Source organism: Nocardia anaemiae NBRC 100462 (genome assembly GCF_001612725.1).
Taxonomy (GTDB): domain Bacteria; phylum Actinomycetota; class Actinomycetes; order Mycobacteriales; family Mycobacteriaceae; genus Nocardia; species Nocardia anaemiae.
Genome location: NZ_BDAZ01000024.1, coordinates 198,296 through 212,932, shown reverse-complemented (window position 1 = coordinate 212,932; position 14,637 = coordinate 198,296). Strand labels below are relative to the sequence as shown.

The window sequence follows — 14,637 nt, the reverse complement described above, 5'->3', positions numbered from 1 at the left end:
CCGTGCGGTGCCATGCTGTGAGGCGTGGACGTGCTGGTGCTGGGCCCAGTGCAGTTGTGGGCGGGCGAGAAGAGTGTCGGCATCGATCGGCCGTTGGAGCGGGCCGTGCTGGTGCGGTTGGCGTTGGCGGGCGGGGTGCCTGTTCCGGATGGGCGGCTGGCCGAGGATCTGTGGGGAGCCGATGTCGAGCGGCCGGTGCAGCGGTTGCGGGTGGTGGTTTCGCGGTTGCGGGCGGCGCTCGGAGCGCATGCGGCGGTCATCGGGCGCACACCCGCCGGATATCACGCGAGTGTGACGGCAGCGGATTTGTCGACGGCGGAGGCGGCGGCGCAGCGGCTGTATGCGGCGCGTCGGGCTGGTGACCACGCCATGGCCGCGGCGGCCGCTAGGGAGGCACTGGCGTTGTGGCGCGGGGCCGCGCTGGCCGATCTGCGCAGTCTTCCGTATGCGGCGGCCGAGGGGGACCGGCTCGACGATTGGCGGCTTTCGTTGACCGTGGCGGGGCTGGAGGCCAATCTGGAATTGGGAGCGGCTGGGGAGGTCCTCACCGAATTGACCGGCCTGGTTGCGCGGTATCCACTGCACGAACCGCTCGCGGGTCTGCTGGCCTTGGCGCTGTATCGCACTGGGCGACAAGCGGATGCACTCGACCGGCTCGCCCGCCTGCGCCGCAATCTCGCCGAGGAACTCGGTGTCGACCCGGCACCGGAGACGGCCGCGCTGGAACTGCGCATTCTCGACCACGATCCGACCCTGCGTCCCGCGAACCCCACGCCGAACGCCGCAATCGCCATTGATACCGAACCAGCCGCCGCACCCCACCCCGACCCGGTCGTCTCGGCCCCGGCCACCAGCTTCATCGGTCGCGGCCGCGAATTCGACACCCTCGGCGCTCGGCTCGCGAAATCTGGCCTGGTCACCGTGGTCGGCGTCGCGGGCAGCGGAAAGTCGCGCCTCGCAGCCGAACTCGCCCGCGCTGCCGCCAACTCGGGCCGTCGGGTCGCCTTCGTCGAACTGGCACCCCTGGGCCGAGCCGAGGATGTACTACCCGCAGTGCTCGCGGTACTAGAGACGAATGGCCTGACGGAAGACATCCCGATCGAGCCCGATGACCTATTGCCGGGAATCGCTGCGGCGCTGGGTGCTTCGGTAGTACCAGATGATTCCCGTGCGCGCGCGGCCTCCGGCGCGCCAGGTGATCCGGCAGCCGTGGCTGGTTCGGGCGACGACCGCCCGCGGAACTCGGTCTTGCTGGTCCTCGACAACGCCGAGCATCTGATCGAGCCGGTTGTCGAACTAGCTACTGCGGCAGCCGGTTCCAGTCTTCTGGTCACTTCGCAGCGAGCGTTGGGAGTGGCGGGCGAGTCCGTCTATCCGCTGGGCCCGCTGGAACGTGGCAATGGCGTCGCGCTGTTCACCGAGCGTGCCGGATTGCGCGGACTTGTCACCGTCGGTGAACGGGAGGAACTGGTCCGGATCTGCGCGGCAGTGGATTGGCTGCCATTGGGTATCGAGTTGGCCGCCGGTCTCACTCGCACGCTGACGATTTCCCAACTCGCGCAGCGCATCGACGATCGGGTGCGGCTGTTGGTCGGCGGTGCGCGGGATGCGGGCGGTGGGCGGCATACGAGCCTGCGAGTGGCCCTGGACTGGAGTTACGAACTGTTGGCCGAGCGGGAGCGGGCGGTCCTGCGCAGGCTCGCGGTATTCGCGGGCGGCTGCACACTGGAAGCGGCCGAAGCTGTCACGCCGGGCGCGGATCTCGCAAGAGGCGAGATCGCCCCCGCACTCGCGGACCTGGTGAACCGAAGCCTGGTAACCGTCCAGAACTACGGTGCGACAAGGCGATTCGTACTCTTGGAGACAGTGCGGGACTACGCACTCGCACAGCTGACGCACACCCACGAAACCGATTCCCTGCGTGCCCGGCACGTGGACTGGTGTCTGGATCTGGTGCGAAGCATCGGCGAGCCCGACGATTTCGCGACGGCCGAAGCCGTGGCGGCCGTCTTCACCGAATGGCCGAATATCCTCGCCGCACTCGAACACGCCCCGGGAACACCGCGAGCCGCGGCCGGTTTACGCCTCGCCACCGCAATGCACGTCCCCTGGCTGGCCAGGGCCTGGTTCCGCGAGGCGCGCCGCCACTACGGCGCACTGATCGAGTCGCTGTCCGCCGACCATGCGGTATCGCCCGCCGAATTGGCGCAGGCGCTGAGTCATCACGGCTTCCATACCCTCATGACCGGCGAATTCGATTCCGCTGCAGCACAATTGGCCAGGGCCAGTGAACTCGCCGCACCGCTGGACGATATCGAACTCGCCCAGACGGTGCGCTACTACCAGGGCATCGTCGATATCGAACGGGCCAGGCTCCCGGCGGCGGTCGAGCGGCTGTGCGAGGGAGAGCGGCTGGCGGTGCGCGTCACGCAGGCCTCGTCCTTCGCGGACGCACTCGGCACCGCACTGCTGTATTCGGGCGACGCGGCGGGCGCTCTCGCCGCATATCAGCGTTCCACCGAGGTGGATCGCGCCAATGACGATGAGCACAGCCTGTCCCGCGGCCTGAGCAATCAGGCCAAGGCGCTGCTCGATCTGGGCCGCGTCGAGGAGGCACTGGCAATGGTCGAAGAATCCGACCGCTACGCCCGCCGCCTCGACGATCGCCAGATCCTGCCGCTCAACGACCTCACCCGCGCCGCGGTCGCATTGGCCGCCGGACAATTCGACGCCGCCGAATCCTATTGCCGCTCCGCCCTCGCACACGAGGAGGAGGCCGGTCTGGCCCGGCTCGAACTCGCCGACGTCCTCATCGCCAAGGGTGAGCTCGACGAGGCCGCGGCACTGCTCGCGGACCACGACGCGGCGGCTCCCGGCGGTGTCCCCGCACTGGCGGCTCGGGCGATCGAGATCGCGCTGCGCCAGGCCAGAGGCGACTCGGACGAGGAGTTGGTCGAGCGCACCCGTTCCGCCTACCGGACCAGTGGCTTCGGCTGGCAGCGCTATCTCAACAGACTCGAAGAATCGGGCACTACCTCGTGAAATGTGAATGAAATCGGGCTGAGACGGCCGCACTGGACGCTGGTCATCGCCAAAGGAACCCACCCGAGAAAAGGCGCAGACAATGACCATCACCCGCATCCGCCCCGCCCGCATCGCGGCCATCGCCGTGCTCACCGTCGCCGGATTCATCGGCGGCATCGCGCCCGCTGTCGCCGGCCCGTTCGGCACCGGATCGGCCCAGGCCCAGCCGGGTGATCTCGGCCCATTCGAATACGAACACCAATGCCTGGCGCGCGGCAACGAGGGCATCCGGACCGGCGAATGGCAGGACTTCGACTGCGTCGGCAGCTACGGCGCTTGGTACGTCGTGCCGCGCTAGTCGCTCGAGGCGCGCACAGGAGTGGATTCGGCCCTGAGCAGCCCGCTTCGGGCCGAAGTGCGTTCCCATTAGAGGTGGTAGCGCCGAATTGTTATCGGTCGGCGCAGATTCACACAAGACCAGCGTAGACGCGAGTTTTCGGTCGCCCGGCCAGTTGGTTCGAGGGTGACCTGGGCCAGCGAGTGCAGTAGCGTCAGAGACAGATCCAGCCGTTCAGACTACGTACGACTCGACCTAGGAGACGACAACCATGTCATACCCGACCGGGGGCTCCGGGTACAACGCACCCGCGACGCCACCCGCACCTTCCAGCTCCGGCCAATCGGCTGGTTCCGGCGCCGAGTCCACCGCAAAGGGCCTGCCGTACTTCCTGGTGGTCGGCGTCGCCGCGCTCGGTGTGATCAACTTTCTGCTCGGCTTCCTCCCGTTCTTCGGTGAGAAGCCGCGGGATCTGGGCAGAGGTGTCACGGTCGAAGGTAACGACACGCTCAGCCTCTTCCAGTATTTCGGTTCGGCGGCCCTGCTCGCGCTGCTGCTGCTCGGCGGTCTGCTCGCCGGACTTTCGCTGCTGCCCAAGCAGAATTGGACCGGCGCCGCGGCCGCGGCATCGGCCGCCGGTTTCCTCGGCACGTTGTTCCTGTCCTTCACCGCGCCCGACACCGTCGAGCTGAAGTGGGGCGCGTACGTATTGCTATTCCTGGCTCTCGTGCAGACGGCCGTCGCGGTCGTCGCGGTGCTGTTCGAAACCGGCATCCTGACCCCGCCCGCGCCGAAGCCCGCCACCCCGCAGGGCCCGCCGAGCGGTTTCGGCTCCGGCGCTTACGGACAGCAGGGTGCGTTCGGACAAGGCCAGCCTTCGGCTTTCGGTCAGGGGCAGCCGAGCCAGTACGGTCAGGGCCAGCCGGGTCAGTTCGGCCAGGGCCAGTTCGGCCAGGGCGGCCCGCAGTACCAGTCGCAGCAGCCCTACGGACAGAGCCAGCCGAGCCAGCCGACCTACGGTCAGGGCCAGCAGCAGCCGTATGGTCAGCAGCCGCCCGCCTATGGTCAGCAGCCCGGATACGGTGCCGCACAGCAGGGTTCGCCCTACGGTTCCTCGCCTACCGCGCAGCCGCGCCCGGATGAGAGCGCCACCCAGCACTTCGGGACTCCGCAGTCCGGACAGCAGTACGGCACACCGGGTTTCGGCCAGGGCCAACAAGGCCAGCAGGGCCAACAAGGCCAGCAGGGCCAACAAGGCCAGCAGGGGCAACAAGGCCAGCAGAACCAGCCGTTCGGCGGTGAAACCGGTTCGGACCCGTCCTCGGACGCCACCCACGCATTCCGCCCGGACGAGAACAAGTAATTCGTCGGCTCTCCCGGCGCGCCGCAGACCGGGTCGGCGCGCCTGACCCGCTCGCGCCGGGGGAGCTGCCACGCTGAATTTCCATGAGCTCCTCGAGATCTTCTCTGGTTCGCCGGACCGCCGAGTCCCGCGGCGCGCCGGAACATTCGGCGCGGAGCGACCGATCGACGCCGCGCACATCCGCGGATGTTTTCGACGAGGCCGGATTTCTATCGCTGACCCCCGAGCGCGCCCGCGTGCTGCTCTTGGTCGCGGCCCGGCCGACGACCTACGCGCTCGTCGCGGTCGTTGTCCTCATGCTGGCCGCCCTGCTGTCCTCCGGTAGCAACCTGGCCGGTACCTCGGGTGCGATCGCCGCGGGTTGGCTTGCGGCACACCAGGTTCCGCTGGTGATCGGCAAAACCTCACTCGAACTCCTACCGCTGCTGCCCACCGGACTGTTGGTCTGGCTGACCGGTCGCGATTGTGCCCGCGCGGTCGAACCGGACAGTTCGCGCGCGGATCTCGGCTGGCTCGTCGGCGCGGCGCTGGCCGGACCGCTGCTGGTCACGGCCGTCTGTCTGGCGGTCGCCGAGGACGCCTCCGGTGTCGTCGCATTGCAGCCGCCGAATACGCTCGCCGCCTTCGGGTGGGTCGGCAGCGTACATCTGGTCGGCGCGGCCGGTGGCATCGCGAGCCGCAACCGACGTCGACTGTTCGGCCTGCTCCGGCTGCCGGACTGGGCGGTCGCGGGAACCTTCGGCGCCGGACGAACGGTGCTGCGCCTGCTGGCCTGCGCCGCCGCCGTCGTCATCGTGTCCTTCTTCGCGCACTGGTCGCGCATCGGTGACACCTTTCACGCCGCGGGCAATGCGGCGGGTGTGCTCGGGCTGATCCTGCTCTCGCTGGCCTATCTGCCGAATGTGGTGGTCGCGACGGTCGGTGTGCTCGTCGGCTCGAGCGCGCAGTTCGGGGACGCGTCGATCAGCGTGTTTTCCGTTGTCGGCGGCCCGATTCCGGCCGTTCCGCTGATGGCGGCGGTGCCGACCGGACCAGCCGAAGGCTGGTGGCCGGTGCTGCTGTTGATTCCGGCCGCGGTGGGTGTGCTCGGCGGGCTCGATATCGGACGGACTTCGCACGACCGCGCGACCGCGCCGTGGGCCACTCTGACCTCGGCCGGTGTGGCGACCGTGATGTTGGTGCTGCTCGGCGCGGTGGCGGGCGGTGACCTCGGGACGTTCAGGCAGTTCGGGCTCGACCTGCCGATCTTCGCGGTCGTGACCTTCGGCTGGTTGGCCGTATCCGGCTATGTCGGTCTGGTGTTCGCACGCTGGATCGTCGTTCCAATCAGCGCACCCGTGACAGGGTACGACGACGAGTACGCCGAGTATGACGACGACTACTACGAAGACGACTACTACGACGACCACAGTGATCACTACGACGACCACAGTGATCACTACGACGATCATTACGAGGACGATCACTACGACGAATACGACGACTACGACGAAAAATACGAGGACTACGTCGGTCCCGACTTCGAGGTGGAACTCGACGGTGAACTGGTCGAGGAGCAGACCGCCATCGCCACCTCGGGCGCCGCGGCCGGCAACACCGTGCCCGACATCGTCGATGCCGAAGTGGTCGAGGCGGACCTGCCGGAAAGTGACCGGGTGGACGGTCGTTAGGCTCTACCTGGCGGTGCAGCACCGCCTTCGTCATTCGACCGAACCGCAGGAGTGGACCGCTGACGTCATCGAATGCCCCGTGGGTGCCATCCGCGACCCCGGCAACCGTCGTCGTGCTGGCCTCTGGCACCGGTTCTCTGCTGCGCGCCCTCATCGAGGCCGCCGCCGCTGCGGAATATCCGGCGACCGTCGTCGCCGTCGGCGTCGACCGCGTCTGCCAGGCCACCGAGCATGCGGCCGCCGCGGGGATTCCGGCTTTCCGGATGGCAGTGCAGGACTTTCCCGACCGCGCCGCCTGGGATGTCGCGCTGACCGATGCGGTCGCCGCCTACGAACCCGATCTGGTGGTCTCGGCCGGATTCATGAAGATCCTCGGCCCGGTCTTCCTGGCCCGCTACGGCGGTCGGATCATCAATACCCACCCCGCGCTGCTGCCCGCATTCCCGGGCGCGCACGGGGTCCGCGACGCACTCGCCTACGGGGTGAAGGTCACCGGTTCGACCGTGCACCTGGTCGATTCCGGCATCGATACCGGACCGATCCTGGCGCAGGAGGCGGTACCGGTACTCGACGATGACGACGAGGCCACGCTGCACGAGCGCATCAAGGTTGTCGAGCGACGGTTGCTGGCGGAGGTTGTCGCCGCCGTCGCCACCAGAGGCATTGTCTCCGACGGACGAAAGGCAGTAATTCCAGATGAGCGGGTACTTCGGTGAGTGAGCGTAAGGGGATTCGCAGGGCGCTGGTAAGCGTCTACGACAAGTCGGGGCTCATCGAGCTGGCCAGCGGGTTGCACGCCGCCGGTGTCGAGTTGGTCTCGACCGGTTCGACCGCGGGCAAGATCGCCGAAGCGGGCATTCCGGTGACCAAGGTCGAGGATCTGACCGGATTCCCGGAGACCCTGGACGGTCGGGTCAAGACCCTGCACCCGCGGGTGCACGCGGGCATCCTCGCCGATACCCGCAAGGCCGAACACGTCGACCAGCTGGTCGAACTCGGTGTCGAGGCATTTCAACTCGTGGTGGTGAATCTGTACCCGTTCACCCAGACCGTGGCCAGCGGTGCGAGCAATGACGAATGCGTCGAGCAGATCGATATCGGCGGCCCGTCCATGGTGCGCGCGGCCGCCAAGAACCATCCGTCGGTCGCGGTGGTCGTCGACAGCGGCGACTACGACGATGTACTCGCCGCGGTGCGGGCGGGCGGTTTCACCCTGGCCCAGCGGACCGCGTTGGCGGCCAAGGCTTTCCAGCACACCGCGAGCTATGACGTCGCGGTCGCGAGCTGGATGACCAGCGTGCTCGCTCCGGCATCCGAGTCGAATGAGGCTGCCGCGCAGCAATTTCCGAACTGGATCGGCGGCTCCTGGGACCGCGCCTCGGTGCTGCGCTACGGCGAGAACCCGCATCAGTCCGCCGCGCTGTACACCCAGAACGACGGCAGCCGGGGCCTGGCGCAGGCAAAGCAGTTGCACGGCAAGGAAATGTCGTACAACAACTACACCGATGCCGATGCCGCCTGGCGCGCCGCCTATGACCATGCCGCGCCCGCGGTCGCGATCATCAAGCACGCCAACCCCTGTGGCATCGCGATCGGCGCGGATCTCGCCGAGGCGCACCGTAAGGCGCACGCATGCGATCCGGTGAGCGCCTACGGCGGCGTGATCGCGGCCAATGGCGAGATCACCGTGGAGATGGCCGAACAGGTCGCCGAGATTTTCACCGAGGTGATCGTCGCACCGTCCTATGCCGACGGCGCGGTCGAGGTGTTGCAGCGAAAGAAGAATGTGCGCATCCTGGTCGCCGAGCCGCCGCGGCGCGCCGGTGCGGAGTTGCGTCCGATCAGCGGCGGTGCCCTGCTGCAGAGCCGCGATATCCTCGACGCCCCTGGCGACAACCCGGAGAACTGGACCCTGGTGGCGGGTGAGGCGGCCGATGCGGAAACCCTCGCCGACCTCGAATTCGCGTGGCGCGCCTGCCGTGCCGTGAAGTCCAATGCCATCCTGCTCGCCCACGACGGCGCCTCGGTCGGCGTCGGCATGGGCCAGGTCAACCGGGTCGATGCGGTCGGTCTCGCGGTGCAGCGCGCCGGTGACCGCGCCAAGGGTTCGGTCGCCGCATCGGATGCGTTCTTCCCGTTCTCCGACGGTCCGCAGCACCTCATCCAGGCCGGTATCCGGGCCATCGTGCAGCCCGGCGGCTCGGTCCGCGACCAAGACACCATCGACCTGGCCCGCGAAGCTGGCGTCACCCTCTACCTGACGGGTTCCCGCCACTTCGCGCACTGAGTTACCTCGGAAGACGGCGGGAGCCAACGGTTCCCGCCGTCTTCGTGTGTCATATGCCAACAAACACTGCGCCGGAACACTATTCGAAGCAGGACATCCGCGATCTGATCGAGTACGCGGTGGGCTATCAGGTCGAGATCTCGGAGGCGATCGCCGAACCCCCTAGACGGCGCTGAGGACCTGTCGGCTGCCGACGGGTGCCTTCAGCGGCACCTCGAGAGTCCCGAAAACCGCGATCATGGTGCACATTCGGCCGACCGCGTCGGCGCGCGTGCCCGATCGGAGTTCCACGGTGACCGTCGAGTCGGTCTCGGTCACGCCGGCGTCCACGCCGTAGCACTCCGGGGACCCGGTCTCGAAGTTGACGGCGATCCGATCATCGGCAACCCGCGACCACGATGTGAACGGAATAGGATGCGCGCCAACGATTGTCGGATCGGCGACGAACATCCGGCCCGCGTCGGCGGGTGTACCCTCGGTCGGCGTACTCTTCGCGCTGGTGGTCGTCTTCTGTTGTGTCCCATCGTTATCGGAGCCACCGCAGGCGGTGACGGCGAGGCCGACGAACAATGCGACGGCGACTGCGGCGGGCCGAACTCGCGACATCCGATACATACCGACCACTCTAAACGACGCGCCGCCGCTTCGAGATGGGTCGCCCCAGCAAACCAGGAGAATTGTCGGTCGGTTTGTGCGACAAGATGATAGAGCCATACAGCCCATACAGTGAACATTCGGCTAAGCCTGCGCGTAATGCCTCCGCACCGCCCACCCGCCCAGTAGATTCGGGGGCCGATGCGCGCCGAGCTGCGCGCATCGAGTGGGAATGCTCGGCACAGTAAAACCTTTGAAAGGAAGAACGTGGGCGACACGCTGCGCGTTGGTGAAGAACTCGGGCTCGGCCAGACTCTGGTCGGCGGTGCGTACACCCTGACCCTGCAGCCCGATGGCAATCTGGTGCTGTCGGAACCGGACGGAAATGTCGTGTGGTCCACCCTGACTCACGATCAGGGCGTCGAGCGGGCCGTCCTGCAGGAGGACGGCAACTTCGTGCTCTACAAGGGTGAGGGCGCCGCCTGGGCCACCGAAACCAATGGCCGGGAAGCGGACCGGCTGACCGTGCAGGCCGACCGCAATGTGGTGCTGTACGGCAAGGACGGCAGCGCGCTGTGGGCGTCGGACACCCAGACCGACAACCCGCTGCCCGCCCCGGAACCGGAGCCCGAGCTGGTCGTCGAGCAGGCCGCCGCACCGGCCGCCGAAGAGGTTCCGCCCCCGCCACCGCCCGCCCAGACCTACACGGTCGAGCCGGGCGACACCCTGTGGGCGATCGCCGAGCGCTTCTACGGCGACGGCAACCGCTATCAGGAGATCGCGAACGCCAGCGGCGTCGACAACCCGGATGCCATCAACCCCGGCCAGGTACTGACCATCCCGTGACAAGCACCGTGACGTTCTGACGACGAAGGGCCCCGAGGCTGATTCAGCTTCGGGGCCCTTCCGCGTTGGTGCCTACCGGCTGGTGAACGGCAAAAGTGCCATCTCGCGGGCGTTCTTCACCGCGACGGCGACCTGGCGCTGCTGCTGCGGGGTGAGCCCGGTGACCCGGCGGCTGCGGATCTTGCCGCGATCGGAGATGAAGGTGCGCAGCAGGTTGACGTCCTTGTAGTCGACCGTCTCGACGCCCGCCGCGATCAGCGGGTTCTTCTTCGGGCGACGGGCCTGCTCGGCGCGAACCTTCTTCGAGGGTGCTCGCTTGACTGCCATATGACGGTTCCTTCTCGAGATCAGTGGTTGTCTACCAGCTCGATTTGTGCACACCGGGGAGCTCACCCCGATGGGCCATCTCGCGTACACGTACGCGGGAGAGTCCGAACTTCCGGAGATGACCGCGCGGTCGTCCGTCCGCGGCGTCCCGATTGCGCAATCGTACCGGACTGGCATCGCGGGGCAGCCGCTGTAGCGCTGACTGTGCCGCCGCGCGGACTTCCTCGGAGGTGGTCGGTTTGCGGATCAACTCCTTGAGCTCCGCGCGCCGCGCCGCATGACGGGCGACGATCTCCTTGCGCTGCTCATTGCGGGCGATCTTCGACTTCTTGGCCATCAGCGCTCCTCGCGGAACTCGACGTGCCTGCGCACCACCGGATCGTATTTGCGCAACACCATGCGGTCCGGATCGTTGCGCCGGTTCTTCCGCGTGACGTACGTATATCCCGTTCCGGCAGTGGATTTCAGCTTGGTGATCGGCCGGATCTCGGTCGATTTCGAGGCCATGGCGCTCCTGTCAGATCTTGTCGCCGCGGGCGCGGATGCGGGCAACCACGGCCTCGATCCCGTCCCGGTCGATGGTTTTGATGCCCTTGGCGGAGACGTTCAGCGTGATGCGCCGGTCCTCGCTGGGCAGGTAATAGGTCTTGCGCTGGATATTGGGATTCCAGCGTCGGCTTGTCCGCTTGTGCGAGTGCGATACGGACTTGCCGAATCCCGGCTTGCGTCCGGTGACCTGGCAGTGGGCCGACATGCGGACTCCTTCCAGTAATTGACAATCATTTTCGACAACGGCTGTTGGACAATGTACCGTTGCCGGACAGTAAATGAAAATCGTTTCCGGTATGAGCGGCTCAGGCCCGGAGGAGGCGGCCTGCGTAACCACGCGGGCCTCCGCTCATGCCGAATTGGATACCGAAAGGGGTGCTGCGTGGAACCCGCCCTACTCCCACCGGGGAGGCAGTCCGACCGGAGAACGCCCGTCGTGGTGCTCGCCGGATGCTCCGGAGCGGCCGCGGCGGGTGTGGCGCGACTGGCCGCCGTGCTGCGCGAGAAGCCTGGCACCGTCACCATCCGCCACGACCTGAGCGGACTCGGCGAGGGCATCGTGCATCGCACGGTGCGCATCGGTGAGCAGGAGACCGCGACCGTGCTCGAATTGGCGCACGGCTGCGTCTCCTGCACCCTGCGCATCGATCTGCTGCCGCTGCTGTGTGTGCTCGCGGCCCGCGATTCGGTGGATCGCATTGTGCTGGAACTGGATCCGGCCTTCGAGGCGGAAGCGGTATGCCAGGCGATCCAGAATATCGCCGTCACCGGTGTGGTCGGTCGCGTCGACCGTCCGGCCGGTCGCGACGTGCGGGTGGAGGCGGTGCTCACCTGTGTGGACGCGCGAACCTGGTTGGCCGATGCCACCGGCGAGGATACCCTCGCCGAGCGCGGACTGGCGAGCGCTGATGACGACCGGACCGTGGCACAGGTGGCGGTCGGGCAGGTCGACTTCGCGGATGCCGTTGTGGCACACGGTGATATCGACGATCCCATCGATCAGGCGCGACTCGGCGCGGTGCTTTCCCGGCTGGTCCCCGAGGCGCCGGTGGCCTGGATCGACGATATCGAGCTGTTCGATTCGGCCGATGTCGAGGCCTTGCTCGCGCGCATCCCGGCCCATTCGCGGCGCGGACGCGTCTTCGATGCCCATGCGCCACTGCTGCGTGGCGAGCCACCGCTCGGTGCCGAATACGGTGTCGCCCTGGTCGAATTCGCCGCGAGCCGCCCGTTCCATCCGGCCCGCCTGCACGAGGCGCTCGATGTGCTCTTCGACGGCGTCGTGACCGCGCGCGGCCGGATGTGGCTGGCCACCCAGCCGAACGAGGTGGTGTGGTTGGAATCGGCGGGCGGCGGATTGCGTGTCGGCGGGGCCGGACCGTGGCTGGCCGCGATGAGCCCGAGCGAGTTGGAACAGGCCGATCCCACGCGCCGGGCTATGGCCGCGCTGCGCTGGGACGAGCAGTTCGGCGACCGCGATACTTCGCTGGTCATCCTGGCCCATGACGCGGACCCGGCCGAGATCCGGCAGGCACTGCACTGGGCGCTGGTCGAGGACGACGAACTGCGCCTGGTGGAACGCGCACCCGAGCGGGTCGCGCAGTGGGAGGACCCCTTCGGCGAATGGCATGCCGACCCCTGCGAATCCGGCGAACCCACCGGCCTGCCGATCGACGGCCAGGCGAAAAGCCCTAGAGGAGAGGCGAAATGAAAACTGGCATACATCCGGATTACCATCCGGTGGTGTTCGAGGATTCGAGCACCGGAAAGCGGTTCCTGACCCGATCCACCGCCACCAGCGCACGCACCGTCGAGTGGGAAGACGGCAATACCTACCCGCTGCTGGTCGTGGACGTCACCTCCGATTCGCACCCATTCTGGACCGGCGCGCACCGCGTGCTGGATACCCAGGGCCGGGTGGAGAAGTTCGAGCGCAAATACGGCAAGCGGGCCCCGTCCCGGCCTTCACGAGGGGAAGGCTGATATGGCGGTGCCCAAGCGCAGGATGTCGCGGTCGAATACCCGCAGCCGCCGCTCGCAGTGGAAGGCGACCCCGCCGGACCTGGTGCCGGTCAGTGTCGGTGGTGTCGTACACAAGGTGCCGCGCCGTCTGGTGCGGGCGGTGCGGCGCGGGCTCATCGATCCGGAACGGATCTGATAGGCCCTCGAACGAACGGCGGTCCGGTGGAAGTTCTGTCGGGCCGCCGTAAGTCGAGCACCTCAGTTGCGGCTGTGCGAACTCCGTTGTACGAACCGGTATGTGCGAACCGGCGGTAACTCGAGCGCTGCTGGCATGGGGCCGAATGGGGTGGGTTGATGGAATGGTTCGATGGCGTTCACGGATCGGAATTGCTCGAGGATGGGGCAATCTCATAGCTACCCATGTGGCTCATGTCACATGGCAATTTTCCAGGTCCCGCGATTGCGATGCGGTAGCTCGCCGGTCAATTACGTACTGAGAGTTGGTTTTTCGTGTCCGTAAAAGTCCTGGCGCAGTGATGATTTCGTGCTCTTTCGCCGGTACCCTCATCCGGGAGGGCGGGTTCTCGGAACCCCGGTTCGCCGGATCTCCGAGAACCCGCTCATCGCCAAACTTCCGGCCGCTACGCCGATTTCCCCACTTCCCGGTTACCCGGCCGACCTGGCAAGTCCGGCAATAGCGACTCCAGTCGGGCCAGTTGCTCACCCACGAAGTCGGCCGGACCCTCGATCAGTGAGAGCGGCCACGGCCAATGCGGTCCGTCCAACCGCTTGACCTCCTCGACCAGCTCCGCGGTGGTGGCTTCGAGTTCGCTGATCTCCGTGCGCAATTCGCCGATTTGCATACGCAGACCGGCGGATTCGTCCTCCAGCTCCTTGATCCGCTGCAGCGCCGCCGCCACACCGTCCACCAGCGTGCGATAGCGGCCCTCCGCCTCGATGCCGAGTTGCGGCCAACCGGACAACTCCGGACCGCGCAGCTGGATCTGGATATCGCGCAGCACTGCCTCTTGTTCCGGCGTCACGTCCGGTTCCTCCTGTACGAAGTCCCACTGACCGAAATCGATTGTCTCGGCTTCGTTTACATCGCAGAGCACGCCGCCGACAACCACCTGCCGCAACGTCTGACGGATATTGCGTCTGCCCTCCACATTGCTGCCCGACCAGGCATCGGTCTGCCACGACCAGGCCGCCACGCCCGCGTCCAGCGCTCGGCTGATCGACCAGAACCCACCGTAAATGCCCACATTCGCGGCGCCGAGCACGGTGGCCGCACCTTCGAGATAGGCATTGATCGCCACCTGGTCCTGTGGCGTCGAATCGAAATCCGCGGAAAAATAGATCGGCCGATCCGACCGTCCGCCACAGCGCAGCACCTGCGCCAAACCCGCACGGGCATCGACGATTCCGGCGCCGTAACCGTCCAGCATCCTGGCCGCGGTCGTCTCCCAGTTCGACACGATGGAGATGCCGTTGGCCCGCAGGTCATCGGCCTCGGCCCGGGTCAACTGCTTGCCGGGCAGGGTCGCACCGCCCTCGGACAGGTAGCGCACGACGAAATCGAAACCGGCCGCTCGGATGGCCGCGCCGCCGGGACGGCCTGCTGCGTAGTCCAGCCCCAAACGCATATCTCTCACTGTAGGGGGTGTCGGCGGCCGAA

Annotated in this window: 17 protein-coding genes; 11 read left to right on the top strand and 6 right to left on the bottom strand. The window is 67.1% G+C overall.

Annotated elements, in window-relative coordinates; genetic code table 11:
- Window positions 1–24 precede the first annotated feature (24 nt).
- The 7 genes from NA5_RS16160 (at window position 25) to NA5_RS42855 (ending at window position 8,857) form a co-directional block, all read left to right on the top strand.
- The gene (locus tag NA5_RS16160; RefSeq protein WP_062986552.1) at window positions 25–3,042 is read left to right on the top strand and encodes an AfsR/SARP family transcriptional regulator; all 3,018 of its coding nucleotides are present in this window, start codon (window positions 25–27) and stop codon (window positions 3,040–3,042) included.
- 82 nt (window positions 3,043–3,124) lie between these two features.
- Entirely contained in the window at window positions 3,125–3,382 is a 258-nt protein-coding gene (locus NA5_RS16155; RefSeq protein WP_062986550.1) for a hypothetical protein, read from the top strand.
- A gap of 250 nt (window positions 3,383–3,632) precedes the next feature.
- The gene (locus NA5_RS16150) at window positions 3,633–4,724 is read left to right on the top strand and encodes a DUF5336 domain-containing protein (RefSeq protein ID WP_062986548.1); all 1,092 of its coding nucleotides are present in this window, start codon (window positions 3,633–3,635) and stop codon (window positions 4,722–4,724) included.
- An 83-nt stretch (window positions 4,725–4,807) separates the two neighbouring features.
- Window positions 4,808–6,394: a cell division protein PerM gene (locus NA5_RS40405; RefSeq protein WP_062986546.1), complete on the top strand. Its 1,587-nt coding sequence runs from the start codon at window positions 4,808–4,810 to the stop codon at window positions 6,392–6,394.
- An 83-nt stretch (window positions 6,395–6,477) separates the two neighbouring features.
- The gene (purN, locus tag NA5_RS16140) at window positions 6,478–7,110 is read left to right on the top strand and encodes a phosphoribosylglycinamide formyltransferase (protein WP_062986544.1); all 633 of its coding nucleotides are present in this window, start codon (window positions 6,478–6,480) and stop codon (window positions 7,108–7,110) included.
- Window positions 7,107–8,681, top strand: coding sequence for a bifunctional phosphoribosylaminoimidazolecarboxamide formyltransferase/IMP cyclohydrolase (purH, locus tag NA5_RS16135; RefSeq protein ID WP_062986542.1), 1,575 nt, complete (start codon window positions 7,107–7,109; stop codon window positions 8,679–8,681). Before purN ends, purH begins: the two co-directional genes overlap by 4 nt.
- 53 nt (window positions 8,682–8,734) lie before the next feature.
- Window positions 8,735–8,857: a hypothetical protein gene (locus NA5_RS42855; protein WP_281201717.1), complete on the top strand. Its 123-nt coding sequence runs from the start codon at window positions 8,735–8,737 to the stop codon at window positions 8,855–8,857.
- On the opposite strand, the gene NA5_RS16130 is transcribed toward NA5_RS42855, so the two are convergent.
- Window positions 8,844–9,296, bottom strand: a complete 453-nt coding sequence (locus NA5_RS16130; RefSeq protein ID WP_307188884.1) for a hypothetical protein — start codon at window positions 9,294–9,296, stop codon at window positions 8,844–8,846. The genes NA5_RS42855 and NA5_RS16130 overlap by 14 nt on opposite strands.
- Before the next feature lie 246 nt (window positions 9,297–9,542).
- Here NA5_RS16130 and NA5_RS16125 point away from each other — a divergent pair, with 246 nt between their 5' ends.
- Window positions 9,543–10,121, top strand: coding sequence for a LysM peptidoglycan-binding domain-containing protein (locus NA5_RS16125; RefSeq protein ID WP_062986539.1), 579 nt, complete (start codon window positions 9,543–9,545; stop codon window positions 10,119–10,121).
- Between the two features lie 72 nt (window positions 10,122–10,193).
- On the opposite strand, the gene rpsR is transcribed toward NA5_RS16125, so the two are convergent.
- The 4 genes from rpsR to rpmB are packed head-to-tail and all read right to left on the bottom strand — an operon-like array spanning window position 10,194 to window position 11,202.
- Window positions 10,194–10,448: a 30S ribosomal protein S18 gene (rpsR, locus tag NA5_RS16120; protein ID WP_040695439.1), complete on the bottom strand. Its 255-nt coding sequence runs from the start codon at window positions 10,446–10,448 to the stop codon at window positions 10,194–10,196.
- A 31-nt stretch (window positions 10,449–10,479) separates the two neighbouring features.
- Entirely contained in the window at window positions 10,480–10,785 is a 306-nt protein-coding gene (gene rpsN, locus NA5_RS16115) for a 30S ribosomal protein S14 (protein WP_062986537.1), read from the bottom strand.
- Window positions 10,785–10,955, bottom strand: a complete 171-nt coding sequence (gene rpmG, locus NA5_RS16110; RefSeq protein WP_062986535.1) for a 50S ribosomal protein L33 — start codon at window positions 10,953–10,955, stop codon at window positions 10,785–10,787. The genes rpsN and rpmG overlap by 1 nt, the downstream gene beginning before the upstream one ends.
- Before the next feature lie 10 nt (window positions 10,956–10,965).
- Complete coding sequence (gene rpmB, locus NA5_RS16105) at window positions 10,966–11,202, bottom strand: 50S ribosomal protein L28 (protein ID WP_062986533.1); 237 nt, start codon at window positions 11,200–11,202, stop codon at window positions 10,966–10,968.
- A 177-nt stretch (window positions 11,203–11,379) separates the two neighbouring features.
- Here rpmB and mrf point away from each other — a divergent pair, with 177 nt between their 5' ends.
- The 3 genes from mrf to rpmF are packed head-to-tail and all read left to right on the top strand — an operon-like array spanning window position 11,380 to window position 13,155.
- Window positions 11,380–12,708 (top strand): ribosome hibernation factor-recruiting GTPase MRF, encoded by a 1,329-nt coding sequence (gene mrf, locus NA5_RS16100; RefSeq protein ID WP_062986531.1) that lies wholly within the window; start codon window positions 11,380–11,382, stop codon window positions 12,706–12,708.
- Complete coding sequence (locus NA5_RS16095) at window positions 12,705–12,980, top strand: type B 50S ribosomal protein L31 (protein WP_062986528.1); 276 nt, start codon at window positions 12,705–12,707, stop codon at window positions 12,978–12,980. The genes mrf and NA5_RS16095 overlap by 4 nt, the downstream gene beginning before the upstream one ends.
- A 1-nt stretch (window position 12,981) precedes the next feature.
- Window positions 12,982–13,155 (top strand): 50S ribosomal protein L32, encoded by a 174-nt coding sequence (gene rpmF / locus NA5_RS16090; protein ID WP_040695431.1) that lies wholly within the window; start codon window positions 12,982–12,984, stop codon window positions 13,153–13,155.
- Between the two features lie 445 nt (window positions 13,156–13,600).
- On the opposite strand, the gene NA5_RS16085 is transcribed toward rpmF, so the two are convergent.
- Complete coding sequence (locus NA5_RS16085) at window positions 13,601–14,605, bottom strand: glycoside hydrolase domain-containing protein (protein WP_062986526.1); 1,005 nt, start codon at window positions 14,603–14,605, stop codon at window positions 13,601–13,603.
- Between the last annotated feature and the right edge of the window lie 32 nt (window positions 14,606–14,637).

Coding starts and splice junctions, on each gene's coding strand:
- rpmF (WP_040695431.1), top strand. CDS start 12,982: ATGGCGGTGCCCAAGCGCAGGATGTCGCGGTCGAATACCCGCAGCCGC.
- NA5_RS16085 (WP_062986526.1), bottom strand. CDS start 14,605: ATGCGTTTGGGGCTGGACTACGCAGCAGGCCGTCCCGGCGGCGCGGCC.
- rpsN (WP_062986537.1), bottom strand. CDS start 10,785: ATGGCCAAGAAGTCGAAGATCGCCCGCAATGAGCAGCGCAAGGAGATC.
- rpmG (WP_062986535.1), bottom strand. CDS start 10,955: ATGGCCTCGAAATCGACCGAGATCCGGCCGATCACCAAGCTGAAATCC.
- NA5_RS16130 (WP_307188884.1), bottom strand. CDS start 9,296: ATGTATCGGATGTCGCGAGTTCGGCCCGCCGCAGTCGCCGTCGCATTG.
- rpsR (WP_040695439.1), bottom strand. CDS start 10,448: ATGGCAGTCAAGCGAGCACCCTCGAAGAAGGTTCGCGCCGAGCAGGCC.
- rpmB (WP_062986533.1), bottom strand. CDS start 11,202: ATGTCGGCCCACTGCCAGGTCACCGGACGCAAGCCGGGATTCGGCAAG.
- NA5_RS42855 (WP_281201717.1), top strand. CDS start 8,735: ATGCCAACAAACACTGCGCCGGAACACTATTCGAAGCAGGACATCCGC.
- NA5_RS40405 (WP_062986546.1), top strand. CDS start 4,808: ATGAGCTCCTCGAGATCTTCTCTGGTTCGCCGGACCGCCGAGTCCCGC.
- NA5_RS16095 (WP_062986528.1), top strand. CDS start 12,705: ATGAAAACTGGCATACATCCGGATTACCATCCGGTGGTGTTCGAGGAT.
- NA5_RS16150 (WP_062986548.1), top strand. CDS start 3,633: ATGTCATACCCGACCGGGGGCTCCGGGTACAACGCACCCGCGACGCCA.
- NA5_RS16155 (WP_062986550.1), top strand. CDS start 3,125: ATGACCATCACCCGCATCCGCCCCGCCCGCATCGCGGCCATCGCCGTG.